This window comes from Pseudomonas sp. JR33AA (genome assembly GCF_021378985.1).
Taxonomy (GTDB): Bacteria; Pseudomonadota; Gammaproteobacteria; order Pseudomonadales; family Pseudomonadaceae; genus Aquipseudomonas; species Aquipseudomonas alloputida.
On the sequence record NZ_JAJSAW010000007.1, the window covers coordinates 154,856 to 171,143 of the forward strand.

Here is a 16,288-nt window from a genome sequence, read left to right on the forward strand (position 1 = left end):
GGCCTGTTCGACCTGATTCATCGGGCCTTGCGCCGATACGGAAACACATCGATCACTTTCCCCTCACGTATCGCCGCCTGCAGCCCCTTCCAGTAATCCGCGTCATACAGTTCCCCATGCAAGCGGCTGAACAACCGCCGCTGGCCCATATCGGCAAACAGAAACGGCGGAAACTCTTCGGGGAACACATCATGCGGCCCGATCGAGTACCACGGCTCGCCCGACATTTCGTCCTCCGGGTAACGCGGTGGCGGAATGTGGCGGAAATTCACCTCGGTCAGGAAGCTGATCTCGTCATAGTCATAGAACACTACCCGGCCATGGCGGGTCACACCAAAGTTCTTCAGCAACATGTCGCCGGGGAAGATGTTCGCCGCCGCCAACTGCTTGATGGCCAGGCCGTAGTCTTCCAGTGCCTCCAGCACCTGGCCCTCGGTGGCATGCTCCAGGTACAGGTTCAACGGCGTCATGCGCCGCTCGGTCCAACAATGGCGGATCAGCACCGTGTCGCCCTCCAGCGCCACCGTCGACGGTGCCACCTCCAGCAACTCGGCCAGGCAATCCGGCTCGAATTTGCTGCGGGGAAAGCGAAAATCGGCAAACTCCTGGGTGTCAGCCATACGTCCCACCCGGTCGACGCTCTTCACCAGCCGGTACTTGTCGATCACCGTGGCGCGGTCCACGGTTTTCGATGGCGAAAAGCGGTCCTTGATGATCTTGAACACCGTATTGAAGCCGGGCAAGGTGAATACGCTCATGACCATGCCCCGTACCCCTGGCGCCATGACAAAACGGTCATCACTGCTGGCCAGATGGTTGATCAGCGCGCGGTAGAACTCCGACTTGCCCTGCTTGTAGAACCCGATCGAGGTGTATAGCTCGGCAATGTGCTTGCCCGGAAGAATGCGCTTGAGGAAATTGACGAACTCGGCTGGCACCGGTACATCGGCCATGAAGTAAGAGCGGGTGAACGAAAAGATGATCGACACCTCGGCCTCGTCGGTAATCAGTGCATCGGCCTCGATACCGTGGCCCTCGCGGTGCAACAAGGGAATCACCAACGGCCACTGCTCATCGCTGTTGTACAGGCGGCCGACCAGGTAGGCCCCCTTGTTGCGGTACAGCACGGGTACAAACAGCTCCACGGCCAGCGCCGGGTCCTTGCACACCCAGTCGGGCAGGCATTCGCGCAGTTGTTCTTCCAGCCGCGCCAGGTCGCCTTCCAGGTCGCCATAGGGCATGTCGAACGGGTAATCGGCGAACACCGCGCGCAGCAGGTTCCTGAGACTGCCGTCCAGCCGATAGGTACGGGTTTGCGCGGCGCGCTCGCGGCCGCGCATGGAAGGCCGGGTGGTGTGGATGAACATGCAGCCGTCGCTGATCAGGTCATGGCTGAACAGGCTGCAAAACAGCGAGTTGTACCAGGTCTCTGCCAGCTCGTCGTCCAGCCGCGGGTCGATCAGGTGGATATAGGCGTTTTTCACCAGCGGCCACTGTTCCACGTCCAGCAGCACCTCGGCGGCAAAGGCCTGGCGCAGCCAACCGTTGACTTCAGCGACTTTCTCTTCGTAAAGATTGATGCGGGCGGCGGCGGCCTGCTGGATATCCTGCCAGCGCGCCTGCTCGAAGCGCTGGCGAGCACCAAGGGTGATGCGCTGGAAATGATCGCGGTAGTCGTCGAAGCCGGCGAGGATCATCCGGGCGATTTCGACAGCGGGCCAGGGCTGGGACATGCGTGGGGCCTCGGAGCAGGAATTGAGTACAGAGCTTAGCCGCCCTTGGGTTGATGGGTTACGGCCATTGAAGGCCCGAGCTGGCGTAGTTGGAGAAGCCTTGTCCACAGCCCTGCAGCCCGAGAGAAATTACACAGCAAGAAAGCACAAGAATCCCCCCGCCCCCTGGCGTACACTCGCGCCCCTGCCTTGCCCTCGGAGACCGTTGTGAGCCCCATCGCCCTAGCCCGCCTGCTAACCCTTGCCGCCGTCTGGGGAGCGAGTTTCCTGTTCATGCGCATCATCGCCCCCGAACTGGGCACGGTGCCGACCGCGTTCTTCCGGGTGTCCATCGCCTGCCTGGGCCTGATCGTGCTACTGGCCGCCGCCCGCGTGCGCTGGGACTTCCAGGGCAAGCTCGGCGCGTGCCTGGTGCTGGGCATGATCAACTCCGGCATCCCCGCCACCTTCTACTCGGTGGCGGCCCAAGTGCTGCCGGCCGGCTATTCGGCGATCTTCAACGCCACCACCCCGCTGATGGGCGTGCTGGTCGGCGTACTGTTCTTCCGCGAGCCAATGACCCTGGCCAAACTCTGCGGCATCTTCCTTGGCCTGTTCGGCGTCGGCATCCTCAGCGGCGCCGGCCCGGTGGCACTGGACATGGCCCTGCTGCAAGGCGCCCTCGCCTGCCTGGCGGCCACCACCTGCTACGGCTTTGCCGGGTTCCTCGCCCGCCGCTGGATCAGCGGCCTGGACAGCCGTCTTTCCGCACTGGGCAGCATGCTCGGCGCCACGCTGATGCTGAGCCCGCTGTTTGGCTGGAGCGCACTCACCCAACCGCCAGCCAGCTGGGGGGGCTGGGAGGTGTGGTTGTCGTTGCTGGGGCTGGGTTTGCTGTGCACCGCCTTTGCCTACATCCTGTACTTCCGCCTGCTCGAAGAAATCGGTCCGGTAAAAGCCAGCACCGTCACGTTCCTGATCCCGGTATTCGGCGTATTGTGGGGGGCATGGCTGCTGAACGAGCCGTTGTCGATGGCCCATCTATACGGCGGCCTGCTGATTGGCCTGGCGTTGTGGCTGGTGCTGCGCCCGGCGCGCGGCTGAAGCGGAGTACTGCATGAACAGCGCGTACAAAAAGGTCCTGTTCCGCCTGGAACAGGACGAGAACGGCTACCCACCAGCCTCGGTCGAGGGCCTGTGGGCCAAGGCCGTGGAAGGCGGCTATGCCATCGACAACATCCCCTTCCATGTCTATGGCATCGCCCCGGGCGACGTGATCGACACCCGCGAGGAAGCTGGCGAAACCTGGTTCGCCGCACTGCGCCACAGCAGCGGCAGCTCGGTGTTCCGGGTAGTCGTCAAACCACCGGAAACCCTCGACCAGGTGCGCGCAGCCTTGCTGGATTTCGGCTGCGCCTGTGAAACCGAGCAAGCAGTGAAGATGTTGGCGGTCGAGGTCCCGCCACAACGCTCACTCGACACCCTGCTCTACTACCTGCTCACCCAGCGCGAAGCCGGCCTGCTGGACTTCGAGGAAGGCGTGTTGCGCCACGCCATCCCCGAAGAATTCCGCTAGGGCCTACGCCTCGGCCAGCCGCGCGGCAGGCTTGCGAAACACGAACAGCAGCCCTACCACGATCAGCCCCATGCCCAACAGGCTAAGCGGCGCCAGGCGGTTACCGAAAATCAGCAAGTCCATCACCGCAGTCACTGCCGGCACCAGGTAGAACAGGCTGGTGACATTGACCAGGTTGCCCTTGGCAATCAGCCGGTACAACAGCAAGGTTGCCAGCAGCGAAACCACCAGGCCCATCCACAGCAACGCACCGACGAAACTGCCGGTCCACTCGACATGAAGCGGTTGCAAAGGTGCAAACAGCGCGCACATGGCAAAGCCGGCCAGGTACTGCAGCGGCAGTGTGCCCATGGGGTTGTCGGTAATGCGTTTCTGCAGGATCGAGCCAAAGGTCATGCTGACCAGCGCCAGCAGGGCGAACAGCATGCCCGCCAGCGATACCCCGCCCAGGTTGATGCCCTGGTAGACCACCATGATCAAGCCGCCCAACCCCAAACCCAGGCCGAACAAACGGCTCCAGGAACGCTGGCGTTCCATCAGCACCACGGTGAGGATCGGTTGTACCCCCATCACCGTGGCCATCACGCCAGGGGTGACATGGGTATCAAGCGCCAGCAGATAGAAGATCTGATAGGCACCGAGCAGCACGCACCCGGTACCCAGGGCGCGCAGAATGCTCCTGCGAGTGCGCGGCCAGCGCAGCCCTAGCAACGGCCCGATCAGCAACAGCCCGGCCAGGGCCAGCGCCGAGCGCAACAGCAGAAAGGCGAACGGGCTGGCATGCGCCAGGCCGAGCTTGGAGACGATCGCCCCGCTGCTCCACAGCAGGACGAACAGGCAGGTAGTGGCCGCAGAGGCCACAGACGCTTTGGTAAAGACAGACATGAATTGCCACCTGATAGTAGGCAGATAAGCCAAACGGTCGGCGTGCGCTTCGACGTGAGCAGTGGCCGAACGAGTTCAGTAGGTTGCGCGTGTGAAGGGGTACGGCACGAAGCCGATCAGCCCAGCACGACCACGCAATGAGGCGGAGCTACGCCGCCTACGACGCCACTGACAGGTGGTGGGGAGTGACAGATCATGACCGGCTGCTGGCTACCACGCACGACCATGCCCGCGACTGGCGCGATGGCAAAGCGTGTGGTGAAAGGGATGGCTGGCATGAACTTGGTCTTTGAGGAAGTGAATGTTCTGGAATATAGCGAGTGATGCGTCGCGGCACAACCCCGCGGTCACAAGCGCCCCCTCGTCCCTGAAGGATGAGGCGCACCTGTGGCAGCGGGCGTGCCCCGCAAAACGGCCGGTCAGGCCAGAAAAAATCAGAACAACCAGCGATACAACAGATACGCCACCACCACCGCCAGTACCGGCCGGAGCACGCGGTAAGCCTTGGGGTTGGCGCGCTTGAACTGCTTCACATGGCTGCTGATCCTGTTGCTGAAGCGCTTGCTCCAGGCGTACGCCTGGTTGATCCCGCCGACGCGCTCGTCGTCGGTGTTCTGCGGCGCGGTAGCGCGGCCGAGGAAGGCACTGACCTTACGATTGATGCGCGTCATCAGCGGGCTACTCAGCGGGCGCTCGATGTCACAGAACAGGATCACGCGGGTGACATCGGTTTCGTTCTTGACCCAGTGCACGTAGGTTTCGTCGAACATCACGTCTTCACCATCACGCCAGGCGTACTGCTCACCGTCCACGTAGATGCGGCATGCATCGGAGTTCGGCGTGGACAGCCCCAGGTGATAACGCAGCGAACCTGCGAACGGGTCGCGGTGCGGGTTCAGGTGGCTGCCGCCGGGCAGCAGGGCAAACATTGCGCCCTTGACATTGGGGATGCTGCTGACCAGCTCGACAGTGCGCGGGCACAGGGTTTGCGCCGAAGGCAGCGGTTTGTCGTACCACTTCAGGTAAAAGCGCTTCCAGCCCTTCTTGAAGAACGAACCGAAGCCGGCGTCGTTATCTTTCTCGGCGGCACGGATATAGCCTTCGTCGAACAGGCGCATGGCCTCTTCGCGAATTTCCTGCCAGTTGTCCTTCAACACGTCCAGCTCCGGGAAGCGCTGGCGATCCAGGTAGGGCTTGGACGGCACGCCGGAAAACAGGTACATCAAGGCGTTATAGGGGGCAAACAGCGCCGAATGGTTGACGAACTGGCGCAACACCGGCAGCCGGGCCTTGCCACGCAGGTGCACGAACAGCACGCTGCCGAAAAACACCAGCAAGACACCCGCCTTGGCTGCAAAGGAAAAGGTCATGCGTTCACTCCTTGAGGAAGAGCCAGCACTACGCTGCCTGCTCTTCGGAAATCATCCTGCCATCATAAACCGATCCCGCCGCGGTAAAAACAACCCGGGCGGGATCGCATTCATGAAGATTTTGCAATAAACCAGGCCGCCGATCGTTGCGCCGGATCAGCGGCAAGGCCGATTACTGCTGGGTTTCCTGCTCGCTGAACATGTCGCTGAACAGCATGCTCGACAAATAGCGCTCGCCAGAATCGGGCAGGATTACGACGATGGTCTTACCCTGCATTTCCGGTTTTTCGGCCAGGCGCACCGCTGCCGCCATTGCCGCACCGCAGGAAATACCACAAAGGATGCCCTCTTCCTGCATCAGGCGAATCGCCATGGCCTTGGACTCGTCATCGGTCACCGTCACCACTTGGTCGATGATCGACAGGTCGAGGTTTTTCGGCACGAAGCCGGCGCCGATGCCCTGGATTTTGTGCGGGCTGGGCTTGAGTTCCTCGCCGGCCAGGGTCTGGCTGATCAGTGGCGATGCCACAGGCTCCACTGCCACCGACAGGATGGCCTTGCCCTGGGTATGCTTGATGTAACGCGACACGCCGGTGATGGTGCCGCCAGTGCCCACGCCCGCCACCAGCACGTCGATGGCGCCGTCCGTGTCGTTCCAGATCTCTGGGCCGGTGGTTTTCTCGTGAATGGCCGGGTTGGCCGGGTTTTCGAACTGGCCCGGCAGGAAGTACTGCTGCGGGTCGGAGGCGACGATTTCGTTGGCCTTCTCGATCGCGCCCTTCATGCCCTTGGCCGGATCGGTCAATACCAGCTCGGCGCCCAGTGCCTTCAGCACCTTGCGGCGCTCCAGGCTCATCGAGGCGGGCATGGTCAGCATCAGCTTGTAGCCGCGGGCGGCGGCGACGAAGGCCAGGCCGATACCGGTGTTGCCCGAGGTGGGCTCGACGATGGTCATGCCCGGTTTGAGCTTGCCGCTGCTCTCGGCGTCCCAGACCATGTTCGCGCCAATGCGGCATTTGACCGAGTACCCGGGGTTGCGCCCTTCGATCTTGGCCAGGATGGTAACGCCGCGCGGGGCAATGCGGTTGATCTGCACCAGCGGCGTGTTACCGATGGAGTGGGCGTTGTCTGCAAAGATACGGCTCATGGCAGGGGTCCTTGGCATGAAAAAGCAGGGAAATGCCTCAAGGGTAAGCCTGCGGCGGTGGCCCGTAAAGCCTGTTCGAACTCAGCCCGGCACGTTGCGGTCAACCGCACATCCCGCCTTGGAGACAGCCTCATGAAAGCACGCTATCGCTGGCCGCTGGTCGGCCTGGCCAGCCTGATCATGCTGCTGGTGGCGCTGCACCTGGCCCTGCCCTATCTGGTGCGCGACTACCTCAACGACAAGCTGGCCGACATGGGTGACTACCGCGGCCAGGTAGCCGATGTGGACCTGGCCTGGTGGCGCGGTGCCTATCAGATAAATGGGCTGAAAATCGTCAAGACCACCGGCAAGGTGCCCGTACCGTTTCTCGACGCCCCCCTGATCGACCTGTCGGTGAGCTGGCATTCGTTGTGGTACGACAAGGCCGTGGTGGCGGAGGTGACCTTCGTGCGCCCCGAGCTGAACTTTGTCGACGGTGGTAGCAAACAGGCATCGCAGACCGGCCAAGGGACTGACTGGCGCCAGCAGCTGGAAAAACTGCTGCCCATCACCCTCAACGAAGTGCGTATCGACAATGGCGTGCTGACGTTCCGCAACTTCAACTCCAAGCCACCGGTCGACCTCAAGGCCACCCGGTTGAACGCCAGCATCCGCAACCTGACCAACGTGCGCGACCAGAAAGGCCGTCGCGATGCAAGTTTCGAAGGTACGGCGCTCATAGCGGGAGATGCAAAGATTGAAAGCCGTGCCACCTTCGACCCGTTCAGCGATTTCGACGACTTCGAATTCAGGCTTCGCGCCACCGGCATCGAGCTGCGCAAACTGAATGACTTTGCCAGCGCTTACGGCAAATTCGACTTCAATGCCGGGCACGGTGACGTGGTCATCGAAGCCCAGGCAGAAAACGGCCGGCTGAGCGGCTATATAAAGCCGCTGCTGCGCGATGTCGATGTGTTCGACTGGCAGCAGGATGTCGAGGAGAAGGACAAGGGCTTCTTCCGCTCGGTGTGGGAGGCCTTGGTGGGTGCGACCGAGACGGTGCTGAAGAACCAGCCGAAAAACCAGTTCGCGACCCGGGTGGAACTCAGCGGCAGTGTGCGCAAACAGGATGTCAGCGCCTTCGAGGCGTTCTTGCAGATCCTGCGCAACGGGTTTGTCCAGGCATTCAATGCGCGCTATGAGCAACCAGCGCCGAAGTCTGACTGAGACAGCGTGACGGGGCATTCAGGGACTGAATACCCGGTCTGCGTTTGCAGCCGCCTGGCCCCGCGTTATAGTCGGAAACAAATCAAGATTATGTGCTGCCTGTTCGGGCCTCTTCGCGGGTAAACCCGCTCCTGCAACCCCGTAGGAGCGGGTTTACCCGCGAAGAGGCCCGCCAAGCCCTGAATAGAGGACAACCCCCATGAAGTTCGAAGGCACCCGCGACTACGTCGCCACAGACGACCTGAAACTGGCGGTAAACGCGGCCATTACCCTCGAACGCCCGCTGTTGGTCAAGGGCGAACCGGGCACCGGCAAGACCATGCTCGCCGAGCAGTTGGCGGCCTCGTTCGGTGCGCGCCTGATCACCTGGCACATCAAGTCCACCACCAAGGCCCACCAGGGGCTGTACGAGTATGACGCGGTCAGCCGCCTGCGCGATTCGCAGCTGGGAGTGGACAAGGTGCACGATGTGCGCAACTACCTGAAAAAGGGCAAGCTGTGGGAGGCCTTCGAGGCCGAAGAGCGGGTCATTCTGCTGATCGACGAAATCGACAAGGCCGATATCGAGTTCCCCAACGACCTGCTGCAAGAGCTCGACAAGATGGAGTTCTACGTCTACGAAATCGACGAAACCATCAAGGCCAGGCAGCGTCCGATCATCATCATTACCTCGAACAACGAAAAAGAGCTGCCGGACGCCTTCCTGCGCCGCTGCTTCTTCCACTACATCGCCTTCCCCGACCGCACTACCCTGCAGCAGATCGTCGATGTGCACTACCCGAACATCAGCCAGTCGCTGGTCAGCGAGGCGCTGGATGTGTTCTTCGACGTGCGCAAGGTGCCGGGGCTGAAGAAAAAGCCGTCCACCTCCGAGCTGGTCGACTGGCTCAAGCTGCTGATGGCCGACAACATCGGTGAAGCGGTGCTGCGCGAACGCGACCCGACCAAGGCCATCCCGCCGCTGGCCGGTGCGCTGGTAAAAAACGAGCAGGATGTACAACTGCTCGAGCGCCTGGCCTTCATGAGCCGGCGCGGCAACCGCTGACAGGAGCAGGGCCATGCTGCTCAATCTGTTCAATGAGATGCGTGCGGCCAAGGTGCCGGTTTCGGTGCGTGAACTGCTCGACCTGCACCAGGCCTTGCAAAAGCACGTGGTGTTCGCCGACATGGACGCGTTCTACTACCTCGCCCGCGCCATTCTGGTAAAGGACGAGCGCCACTTCGACAAGTTCGACCGAGCCTTCGCAGCCTACTTCAAGGGCCTGGAAAACCTCGACCGGCACATCGAGGCGCTGATCCCCGAAGACTGGCTGCGCAAGGAGTTCGAGCGCTCGCTGAGCGATGAAGAACGCGCACAGATCCAGTCGCTGGGCGGCCTGGACAAGCTTATCGAGGCATTCAAGCAGCGCCTCGAAGAGCAAAAGGAACGCCACGCTGGCGGCAACAAGTGGATTGGTACCGGCGGCACCAGCCCGTTCGGCTCGGGTGGTTTCAACCCCGAGGGCATCCGCGTTGGTGACGCCGGCAAGCGTCAGGGCAAGGCGGTAAAAGTCTGGGACCAACGCGAGTACAAGAACCTCGACGACCAGGTCGAGCTGGGCACCCGCAACATCAAGCTGGCCCTGCGCCGGCTGCGCAAGTTCGCCCGCGAAGGCGCCGCCGAAGAGCTGGACATCGACGGCACCATCGACCATACCGCGCGTGATGCCGGGTTGCTGAACATCCAGATGCGCCCCGAACGGCGCAACACCGTGAAGCTGCTGTTGCTCTTCGACATTGGCGGTTCGATGGATGCCCACGTCAAAGTCTGCGAAGAGCTGTTCTCGGCCTGCAAGACCGAGTTCAAGCACCTGGAGTATTACTACTTCCACAATTGCGTTTATGAGTCGGTGTGGAAGAACAACCTGCGCCGCACGTCCGAGCGTTTTTCCACCTTCGACCTGCTGCACAAGTATGGCGATGACTACAAGGTGGTGTTCGTCGGTGACGCGGCCATGGCGCCCTACGAGATCACACAGCCGGGTGGCAGCGTGGAGCACTGGAACGAAGAGGCCGGGTATGTGTGGATCCAGCGCTTCATGGAAAAATTCAAGAAGATCATCTGGATCAACCCGTACCCCAAGCAGGCCTGGGACTACACCGCGTCGACCCATCTGGTGCGCGACCTGATCGAGGACAAGATGTATCCGCTGACCCTGCAAGGGTTGGAGGACGGGATGCGCTACCTGTCCAAGTAACATTGCCGCCAAGGCATGCACAGCACGTGTGTAGGAGCGGGTTCACCCGCGAAGAGGCCGCCCGGTCTACCGCCAGCGGTTCAGGTAATCCTGCTGCTGGCGCCAGGCCTCATCCTGCACCACCGCCCTGAACCGCACCACCGCCCCCGGCATGCACTGCGCCAGTTGCGCCAGCGCCAGCGGCGTCAGCGCGCCCAGCCTCGGGTACCCACCAATGGTCTGCCGGTCATTGAGCAGCACGATCGGCTGCCCGTCCGGCGGCACCTGTACCGCCCCCAGCGGAATCCCTTCGGAGATCATCGGCGCCCCTTGGTACACCAGCTGCGGGCCCAACAACCGGATGCCCATGCGGTCAGCCCGGCTATCCAGTGTCCACCCCCGGTTGAATGCTTCGAACAGGCTGGTACCGCTGAAGTCGCCGATCTGCGCGCCCATCACCAGGTCGAGCAGCGGCCTTTCTGCAAACTGCGGGCGCAACGCTTGCGGCACTTCGCGCAGGGGGGAATTGCTACCGGTAAAAGCCAATGCCTGGTGTTTAGCCAGCGCAGCACCCTGGCCGTCGATGCCACCCAGTGCTTCACGTACCACGGTGGCACAACTGCCCAGCACCTCCTCGCCCAGGAACCCACCCGGTGCCGCCAGATACGCCCGCACACCCACTTTGGGCTGCTTCAGGGTCAAGCGCTGCCCCTTGGCCAGGACAAAGCTGCGCCAAGGCGCCAGGGGCTGATCATCGACACACGCATCCAGGTCGGCACCGGCCAGGGCCAGCACGCAATCCTGTTCGGCCACCACGCAAAAACCACCCAGTGCCACCTCGACCACCGGCGCCCCCAACGGGTTGCCCAGCAGCCAGTTGGCCCAGTGCATCGCCACCCAATCCAGCGCCCCGCCCTGGGTCACGCCAAGGTGGCGCACGCCAAAACGCCCGGCATCCTGTAACTGGCACAACGGCGTACTGGCCTCGATCATCAACTGCTTCATCCCTGCGCCTCCACATCACCACCCATGGCCAGGAATTCGCTGCGCGAAACCGGCACGAAGCGCACCCGGTCACCGGGTTGCAAGAGGCTGTAACCCTCACGCTCACGGTCGAACAAGCGCACTGGGGTGCGCCCGATCAGGTTCCAGCCACCCGGCGATACTGCCGGGTAGGCCGCCGTCTGGCGTTCGGCAATACCCACGCTGCCCGCCGCCACGCGCTTGCGCGGGGTACTCAGACGAGGGCTGGCCAAGCGCTCGTCGACCAGGCCCATGAAGCCGAAACCGGGTGCGAAGCCCAGGGCAAACACCGGGTAATCACGTTCGCCGTGCAAGCGCACAATCTCAGTTTCACTCAAGCCGCTGCGGGCCGCCAGCACAGGCAGCTCGGGGCCGACACTGGCGTCGTACCACACCGGGATCTCGTGGCGGCGGCCGCCACTGCCTGTGTCAGGCTGCAAGCCGTCCAGCGCCTGAGCGATTCGCGCCCTGGCCTCCCCTGGCGGCAGGGCAGACTGCACCATCAGCGTGGTATAGGACGGCACCAGGTCCAGCAAATGCTCACCGAACGCCGCGCTCAAGCACCGACTGGCGGCAAGCATCCATGGCATGTTGGCCTCATCGATACGGTCGAACAGGCGGACCATCAGGCTGTCGATGGCGACCACTTCGATTCGCGGCTTCATCACGCCTCCAGCCCATCGAGGGCCTGGCGGATCTGCCGCACCGCCGCCACCGAACTGTCGTTGTCGCCATGCACGCAGAGGGTGCGAGCGGCAAGCTGCAAGGCACTGCCATCGTCAGCCAACAGCGTTTCGCCTCGGGCCAGACGCACCGCCTGCTCCACCACCCGTGCCGGGTCGTGATGCACCGCGCCCGGCAGGCGCCGCGACCGCAGATGGCCGCTGGCGGTGTATGCGCGGTCTGCGAACGCCTCGAACCACAGCGGCACGCCGATTTCATCGCCCAGTGCCTGGGCGGCACGGTTGTCGGCGGTGGCCATCAGCATCAACGGCAGGTTGCCGTCATAGGCCGCTACGGCCTCCAGTACGGTACGCAGCTTGAGCGGGTCGGCCATCATGTCGTTGTACAGTGCGCCATGGGGCTTCACATAGGCCACACGACCACCCAGCACTTTGCAGATGCCCTCCAGCGCACCGATCTGGTAATGCAGCAGGTCACGGATTTCTTCCGGGCTGCAGGCCATGGAACGGCGGCCAAAGCCGACCAGGTCCGGGTAGGCCGGATGAGCGCCGATTGTCACCCCGTGCTCCAACGCCAACGTCACCGTGCGACGCATGATACCGGGGTCGCCGGCATGGTAGCCGCAGGCGATGTTGGCGCAATCGATGTAAGGCATGACCTCGGCGTCCAGGCCCATGCGCCAGCTGCCGAAACTCTCGCCCATGTCGCAATTGAGTAGCAGGCGTTCCACCACGCGGCCTCCGTTGTTGTTGTGCATATGCCTACCTTACCGCGCTTGCAGCTGTTTGCCGCGGGTTTCCGGCAAGCTCAAGGCCGCCACGATCACAATGCCGTAGGACACAGCCGAAAATACGCCGATACCCAGGCCCAACGGAACGTTCTGGCCGAGCATGCCGATCATTAACGGGAACAGCGCGGCAATGACCTTGCCAATGTTGTAACAGAAGCCCTGCCCCGAGCCCCGAATGCGCGTGGGGAACAGTTCGGTCAGAAACGCCCCCATGCCGCTGAAGATACCCGAGGCGAAAAAGCCCAGCGGGAGGCCCAGCCACAGCATCACGCCATCGCTGACCGACATCTGCGTGTACAACAGCACAATGACGAAAGAGCCCACGGCGAACAGGATGAAGTTCTTCTTGCGCCCCAGCAGGTCGGACAGATAAGCACTGACCACATAGCCCACGTACGAGCCGACGATCACCATGGCCAGATAACCACCCGTGCCCAGCACACTCAGGCCGCGTTCGTTCTTCAGGAAGGTTGGCAGCCACGAGGTGATGGCGTAGTAACCGCCGAGCGCGCCGGTGGTCAGCAGGGATGCCCGCACGGTGGTCCAGAGCATGCCCGGCGCGAAGATTTCGTAGAAGCGCGAAGGTGTCTCGGCGTTTTCCACCGCCTTGGCCTTGCGATATACCTCAGGGTCCTTGACCAGGCGGCGAACGAAGATGACGAAGAGTGCCGGCACCAGCCCCAGCAGGAACAACGCGCGCCAGGCCTGCTCTGCCGGCAGCCAAGAGAACAGTAGCGCATAGAGGATGGCCGTAAGGCCCCAGCCAATTGCCCAACCGGACTGCACCATGCCCACCGCCTTGCCGCGGTCCTGGGCACGGATCACCTCGCCGATCAACACCGCGCCGGCGGTCCACTCGCCACCGAAGCCAAAGCCCATCAGGGTTCGGGCAATCAACAGTTGCTCGTAGTTCTGAGCGAAGCCGCACAGAAAGGTGAAGAAGGCGAACCACAACACCGTCAGTTGCAGGGTACGCACCCGGCCGATGCGGTCGGAGAGGATACCGGCCAACCAGCCTCCGACAGCCGAGGCGATCAGCGTGCTGGTATGGATCAACCCGGCTTCGGTGGTGGTGATACCCCACAGCATGATCAGCGTAGGAATGACGAAACTGAGCATCTGTGTGTCCATGCCGTCCAGGCCATAGCCAATCTTGCAGCTCCAGAAGGTACGTCGTTGCTGTTTGTCGATGTCGCGGTACCAGGCGAAAGGCCCGGACGAACGAAGGGAACTGACCTGCTGTTGCACGCCGGTGGGGTTCATGGATGCCTCGGCTTGTTGGTATTGTTTTATGGGCGACATGAAGCGTCGCGGCCTGGGCGCCATTGTTCAGAGGCCGCCTCGCCTGCGTCCAACGAAAAAAACCGCCGGTCTGGAACAAGAAAAACTGATCATGAACCTTCGCTTCCTCGAAACCTTCGTCTGGGTCGCCCGGCTCAAGAGCTTCCGCCTGACGGCAGAAAAGCTGTTCACCACCCAGGCTTCGGTGTCCAGCCGTATTGCCGCACTGGAGGCTGACCTGGGCGTGAAGCTGCTGCTGCGCGACTCTCGCGGGGTCAGCCTGACCCCCGAGGGCGGCAAGGTGCTGGAATACGCCGAACGCATGCTGGAAACCGCCAAGGCCATGAAGCAGTCGCTGGACAGCGACCGGGCCAAGGTCGGGCGCATTCGCATCGGGGTAATGGACACTGTGATCCACACCTGGATGAGCGCGCTGGTGGCGGAGCTGACCGAGCGCTACCCGCAGGTGGAAATCGAACTGGTGGCCGACACCGCGCTGAACTTGCGCGAGCAGCTGCAGAAGGGCTTTCTTGACGTGATAGTGCAGACCGACTTGCTGCGCGAGCAATCGATCCGCAGCCTCGACCTGGCGCGCTACCCAATGGGCTGGGTGGTGGCCGCAGGCGCCCACCAGCACCGGGACTATGCGTCGCTGGCCGAACTTGGGCGCGAGCGCATTATCACCTTCTCGAAGAATTCACGGCCGCACCAGGAGGTGCTGAGCTTGCTGCAGGCTGCGGGGGCAGAGGCGCCGCGATTGAATTGCGTGAACTCGGTGGCGGCGATTACCCGGCTACTGCGCGACGGCTTTGGCATTGGCGCGCTACCGCCGGCGCTGGTGGACGCCGAGTTGGGCCGGGGCGAGCTGGTGCTGCTGGAAGGGTTGCAGCCGCCGCCGAGCCTTGAGCTGGTGGTGGCGTGGCAGACCGGGGTGGCGTTGGTTGATGAGGTGGTTGGGGTTTGCCGGCAGGTGTTGGAGCGGTATGCGCGGGATGTGGGTGGGCAGCGTATCGTGCTGGTCTGAACGACAGTCTATGCCTGTACCGGCCCTGTCGCGGGCTGGTACAGGTACAGCAGAACTTAGCGCCAGCTCTCCTTCACCACCCTGCGCCGCCCGCCCAGGATCAGCCAGCCAATCCCCAACAACAGGCTTTCGACCACGAAGGCCAGCACAAATCCGGCACCCACACCCCAGCCAATCGCCTCGGGCACCAGCAGAATCTGGTAGCTGTAGCCATTGAGGGTTTCTTCACGCAACTGCGGGTCGGCCTGCACCAGCACGTGCCAGGTACGCTCGGCCCATGACCCTTGCAGCACCTGCCATTCGTTTTCCAGCAGTTCGTTGCGGATCATCAGGCTTTCGATGCTGTTGGCATCGCTGTTGAACACCGGGTCGTCGCTACTGCGGTAGTGCTGCAGCAGCGCCTGCAAGTCGCCCTTGAAAAAGCGCTCGGCCGTTTGCCGGAAACCATCGAGCGCCTCGCGCGATTCGAACAGGTGCGCTTCGACCCGCTGGCTATAGTCCTTGACCAGCCCCGGGACCTGGATACCGGCCAGCAGGCCGAAGGTGAACAACAGCAATCGCAGGTAACTTCTGAACATGCAGCGTCCTTAGCTCTGGCCGTGCGCCACGCACTCACCGTGCCGCCACAGGGCCCACTGACCCGGCGCGTAGCGGTGCCAGGTCTCGTTCTCGGTCAGGGCCTCGGTGGCAATCACCGTGACGACGTCGTTGGGGGTGGTTTCGGTATGGAAATCGACGATCAGGTCGACATCCTTCAACCGTGCGGCACCAAAGGGCGCACGGCGGGTAATGTGCACCAGCTTGGTCGAGCAAAAGCAGAACAGCCAGTCGCCGTCGCTGAGCATGCAGTTGAACACGCCCTGACCACGGTAACCGGCACAGGCTTCGACCAGCACAGGCAGCAGCTGTTCCACCGGCACCGGTTCGGGGAAGGCGCTGCGGATGCGGTTGAGCAGGTCGCAGAAGGCCGCTTCGCTGTCGGTGTCGCCCACTGGCCGGTAAAAACTGGCCAGGCCCTTGAAGTCACCCAGCTGGCCGTTGTGCGCGAAGCACCAGTTGCGGCCCCACATTTCGCGCACGAACGGGTGGGTGTTGGACAGGCACACCCTGCCGACGTTGGCCTGACGGATATGACCGATCACCACTTCGCTTTTGATCGGGTAGCGCTGTACGAGGTTGGCCACTTCCGACTCGCTGCTCGCGGCCGGGTCCTGGAACAGGCGCAGGCCGCGGCCTTCGTAAAAGCCGATACCCCAGCCGTCACGGTGCGGGCCGGTACGCCCGCCCCGCTGCATCAGGCCGGTAAAGCTGAAAACGATGTCGGTAGGGACGTTGGCACTCATGCCCAGCAGTTCGCACATAGGCGTGTCTCCG

17 protein-coding genes are annotated in these 16,288 nt (G+C 62.7%); 6 read left to right on the top strand and 11 right to left on the bottom strand.

Annotated elements, in window-relative coordinates; translation table 11 throughout:
- Positions 1-17: 17 nt before the first annotated feature.
- A complete protein-coding gene (aceK, locus tag LVS58_RS13810) occupies positions 18-1,733 on the bottom strand; it encodes a bifunctional isocitrate dehydrogenase kinase/phosphatase (RefSeq protein ID WP_003254647.1) in 1,716 nt (571 codons plus the stop codon).
- Positions 1,734-1,940: 207 nt separating this feature from the next.
- Between aceK and LVS58_RS13815 the strand changes: the two genes are divergently transcribed.
- Both LVS58_RS13815 and LVS58_RS13820 read left to right on the top strand, forming a co-directional pair.
- Positions 1,941-2,816, top strand: a complete 876-nt coding sequence (locus LVS58_RS13815) for a DMT family transporter (RefSeq protein ID WP_233691563.1) — start codon at positions 1,941-1,943, stop codon at positions 2,814-2,816.
- Between the two features lie 13 nt (positions 2,817-2,829).
- On the top strand, positions 2,830-3,288 hold the full coding sequence (locus LVS58_RS13820; RefSeq protein WP_004576044.1) for a DUF4265 domain-containing protein: 459 nt from the start codon (positions 2,830-2,832) through the stop codon (positions 3,286-3,288).
- A 3-nt stretch (positions 3,289-3,291) separates the two neighbouring features.
- Here LVS58_RS13820 and LVS58_RS13825 read toward each other — a convergent pair whose 3' ends face one another.
- The 4 genes from LVS58_RS13825 to cysK all read right to left on the bottom strand — a co-directional run bounded on the left by LVS58_RS13825 (position 3,292) and on the right by cysK (position 6,690).
- Entirely contained in the window at positions 3,292-4,173 is an 882-nt protein-coding gene (locus LVS58_RS13825; protein WP_233691564.1) for a DMT family transporter, read from the bottom strand.
- A gap of 116 nt (positions 4,174-4,289) precedes the next feature.
- Entirely contained in the window at positions 4,290-4,451 is a 162-nt protein-coding gene (locus tag LVS58_RS13830) for a hypothetical protein (RefSeq protein WP_233691565.1), read from the bottom strand.
- Between the two features lie 156 nt (positions 4,452-4,607).
- The gene (locus LVS58_RS13835; protein ID WP_003254653.1) at positions 4,608-5,543 is read right to left on the bottom strand and encodes an aspartyl/asparaginyl beta-hydroxylase domain-containing protein; all 936 of its coding nucleotides are present in this window, start codon (positions 5,541-5,543) and stop codon (positions 4,608-4,610) included.
- Positions 5,544-5,715: 172 nt separating this feature from the next.
- Positions 5,716-6,690 carry a cysteine synthase A gene (gene cysK, locus LVS58_RS13840; RefSeq protein WP_233691566.1) on the bottom strand — a complete coding sequence of 325 codons (975 nt, stop codon included), beginning with the start codon at positions 6,688-6,690 and terminating at the stop codon, positions 5,716-5,718.
- Positions 6,691-6,822: 132 nt separating this feature from the next.
- Here cysK and LVS58_RS13845 point away from each other — a divergent pair, with 132 nt between their 5' ends.
- The 3 genes from LVS58_RS13845 to LVS58_RS13855 all read left to right on the top strand — a co-directional run bounded on the left by LVS58_RS13845 (position 6,823) and on the right by LVS58_RS13855 (position 10,133).
- Positions 6,823-7,896, top strand: a complete 1,074-nt coding sequence (locus LVS58_RS13845; RefSeq protein ID WP_233691567.1) for a DUF748 domain-containing protein — start codon at positions 6,823-6,825, stop codon at positions 7,894-7,896.
- Between the two features lie 199 nt (positions 7,897-8,095).
- A complete protein-coding gene (locus LVS58_RS13850; RefSeq protein ID WP_013973748.1) occupies positions 8,096-8,941 on the top strand; it encodes an AAA family ATPase in 846 nt (281 codons plus the stop codon).
- A gap of 13 nt (positions 8,942-8,954) precedes the next feature.
- Positions 8,955-10,133, top strand: a complete 1,179-nt coding sequence (locus tag LVS58_RS13855; protein ID WP_233691568.1) for a vWA domain-containing protein — start codon at positions 8,955-8,957, stop codon at positions 10,131-10,133.
- Between the two features lie 66 nt (positions 10,134-10,199).
- Here the strand turns inward: LVS58_RS13855 and LVS58_RS13860 are convergent, their stop codons facing one another.
- The 4 genes from LVS58_RS13860 to LVS58_RS13875 are packed head-to-tail and all read right to left on the bottom strand — an operon-like array spanning position 10,200 to position 13,872.
- Positions 10,200-11,117: a biotin-dependent carboxyltransferase family protein gene (locus LVS58_RS13860; protein ID WP_233691569.1), complete on the bottom strand. Its 918-nt coding sequence runs from the start codon at positions 11,115-11,117 to the stop codon at positions 10,200-10,202.
- Positions 11,114-11,800: a 5-oxoprolinase subunit PxpB gene (gene pxpB / locus LVS58_RS13865; RefSeq protein WP_233691570.1), complete on the bottom strand. Its 687-nt coding sequence runs from the start codon at positions 11,798-11,800 to the stop codon at positions 11,114-11,116. Before pxpB ends, LVS58_RS13860 begins: the two co-directional genes overlap by 4 nt.
- Positions 11,800-12,576, bottom strand: coding sequence for a 5-oxoprolinase subunit PxpA (locus LVS58_RS13870; RefSeq protein ID WP_233691571.1), 777 nt, complete (start codon positions 12,574-12,576; stop codon positions 11,800-11,802). Before LVS58_RS13870 ends, pxpB begins: the two co-directional genes overlap by 1 nt.
- Positions 12,577-12,585: 9 nt before the next feature.
- Positions 12,586-13,872: an MFS transporter gene (locus LVS58_RS13875; protein ID WP_233691572.1), complete on the bottom strand. Its 1,287-nt coding sequence runs from the start codon at positions 13,870-13,872 to the stop codon at positions 12,586-12,588.
- Between the two features lie 130 nt (positions 13,873-14,002).
- Here LVS58_RS13875 and LVS58_RS13880 point away from each other — a divergent pair, with 130 nt between their 5' ends.
- Positions 14,003-14,914 carry a LysR family transcriptional regulator gene (locus tag LVS58_RS13880; protein ID WP_233691573.1) on the top strand — a complete coding sequence of 304 codons (912 nt, stop codon included), beginning with the start codon at positions 14,003-14,005 and terminating at the stop codon, positions 14,912-14,914.
- A gap of 56 nt (positions 14,915-14,970) precedes the next feature.
- Here the strand turns inward: LVS58_RS13880 and LVS58_RS13885 are convergent, their stop codons facing one another.
- Together LVS58_RS13885 and LVS58_RS13890 are read right to left on the bottom strand one after the other, a co-directional pair.
- Positions 14,971-15,492 (bottom strand): DUF2937 family protein, encoded by a 522-nt coding sequence (locus LVS58_RS13885; RefSeq protein ID WP_003254669.1) that lies wholly within the window; start codon positions 15,490-15,492, stop codon positions 14,971-14,973.
- A gap of 9 nt (positions 15,493-15,501) precedes the next feature.
- The gene (locus LVS58_RS13890) at positions 15,502-16,275 is read right to left on the bottom strand and encodes a class II glutamine amidotransferase (protein WP_003254671.1); all 774 of its coding nucleotides are present in this window, start codon (positions 16,273-16,275) and stop codon (positions 15,502-15,504) included.
- Positions 16,276-16,288: the final 13 nt, after the last annotated feature.

Excerpts from the sequence above, each read along its gene's own strand:
- LVS58_RS13835 (WP_003254653.1), bottom strand. The coding sequence starts at position 5,543 with ATGACCTTTTCCTTTGCAGCCAAGGCGGGTGTCTTGCTGGTGTTTTTC.
- pxpB (WP_233691570.1), bottom strand. The coding sequence starts at position 11,800 with ATGAAGCCGCGAATCGAAGTGGTCGCCATCGACAGCCTGATGGTCCGC.
- LVS58_RS13885 (WP_003254669.1), bottom strand. The coding sequence starts at position 15,492 with ATGTTCAGAAGTTACCTGCGATTGCTGTTGTTCACCTTCGGCCTGCTG.
- aceK (WP_003254647.1), bottom strand. The coding sequence starts at position 1,733 with ATGTCCCAGCCCTGGCCCGCTGTCGAAATCGCCCGGATGATCCTCGCC.
- LVS58_RS13875 (WP_233691572.1), bottom strand. The coding sequence starts at position 13,872 with ATGAACCCCACCGGCGTGCAACAGCAGGTCAGTTCCCTTCGTTCGTCC.
- LVS58_RS13820 (WP_004576044.1), top strand. The coding sequence starts at position 2,830 with ATGAACAGCGCGTACAAAAAGGTCCTGTTCCGCCTGGAACAGGACGAG.
- LVS58_RS13880 (WP_233691573.1), top strand. The coding sequence starts at position 14,003 with ATGAACCTTCGCTTCCTCGAAACCTTCGTCTGGGTCGCCCGGCTCAAG.
- LVS58_RS13870 (WP_233691571.1), bottom strand. The coding sequence starts at position 12,576 with ATGCACAACAACAACGGAGGCCGCGTGGTGGAACGCCTGCTACTCAAT.
- LVS58_RS13830 (WP_233691565.1), bottom strand. The coding sequence starts at position 4,451 with ATGCCAGCCATCCCTTTCACCACACGCTTTGCCATCGCGCCAGTCGCG.
- LVS58_RS13860 (WP_233691569.1), bottom strand. The coding sequence starts at position 11,117 with ATGAAGCAGTTGATGATCGAGGCCAGTACGCCGTTGTGCCAGTTACAG.
- LVS58_RS13825 (WP_233691564.1), bottom strand. The coding sequence starts at position 4,173 with ATGTCTGTCTTTACCAAAGCGTCTGTGGCCTCTGCGGCCACTACCTGC.
- LVS58_RS13845 (WP_233691567.1), top strand. The coding sequence starts at position 6,823 with ATGAAAGCACGCTATCGCTGGCCGCTGGTCGGCCTGGCCAGCCTGATC.
- LVS58_RS13850 (WP_013973748.1), top strand. The coding sequence starts at position 8,096 with ATGAAGTTCGAAGGCACCCGCGACTACGTCGCCACAGACGACCTGAAA.
- LVS58_RS13855 (WP_233691568.1), top strand. The coding sequence starts at position 8,955 with ATGCTGCTCAATCTGTTCAATGAGATGCGTGCGGCCAAGGTGCCGGTT.
- cysK (WP_233691566.1), bottom strand. The coding sequence starts at position 6,690 with ATGAGCCGTATCTTTGCAGACAACGCCCACTCCATCGGTAACACGCCG.
- LVS58_RS13890 (WP_003254671.1), bottom strand. The coding sequence starts at position 16,275 with ATGTGCGAACTGCTGGGCATGAGTGCCAACGTCCCTACCGACATCGTT.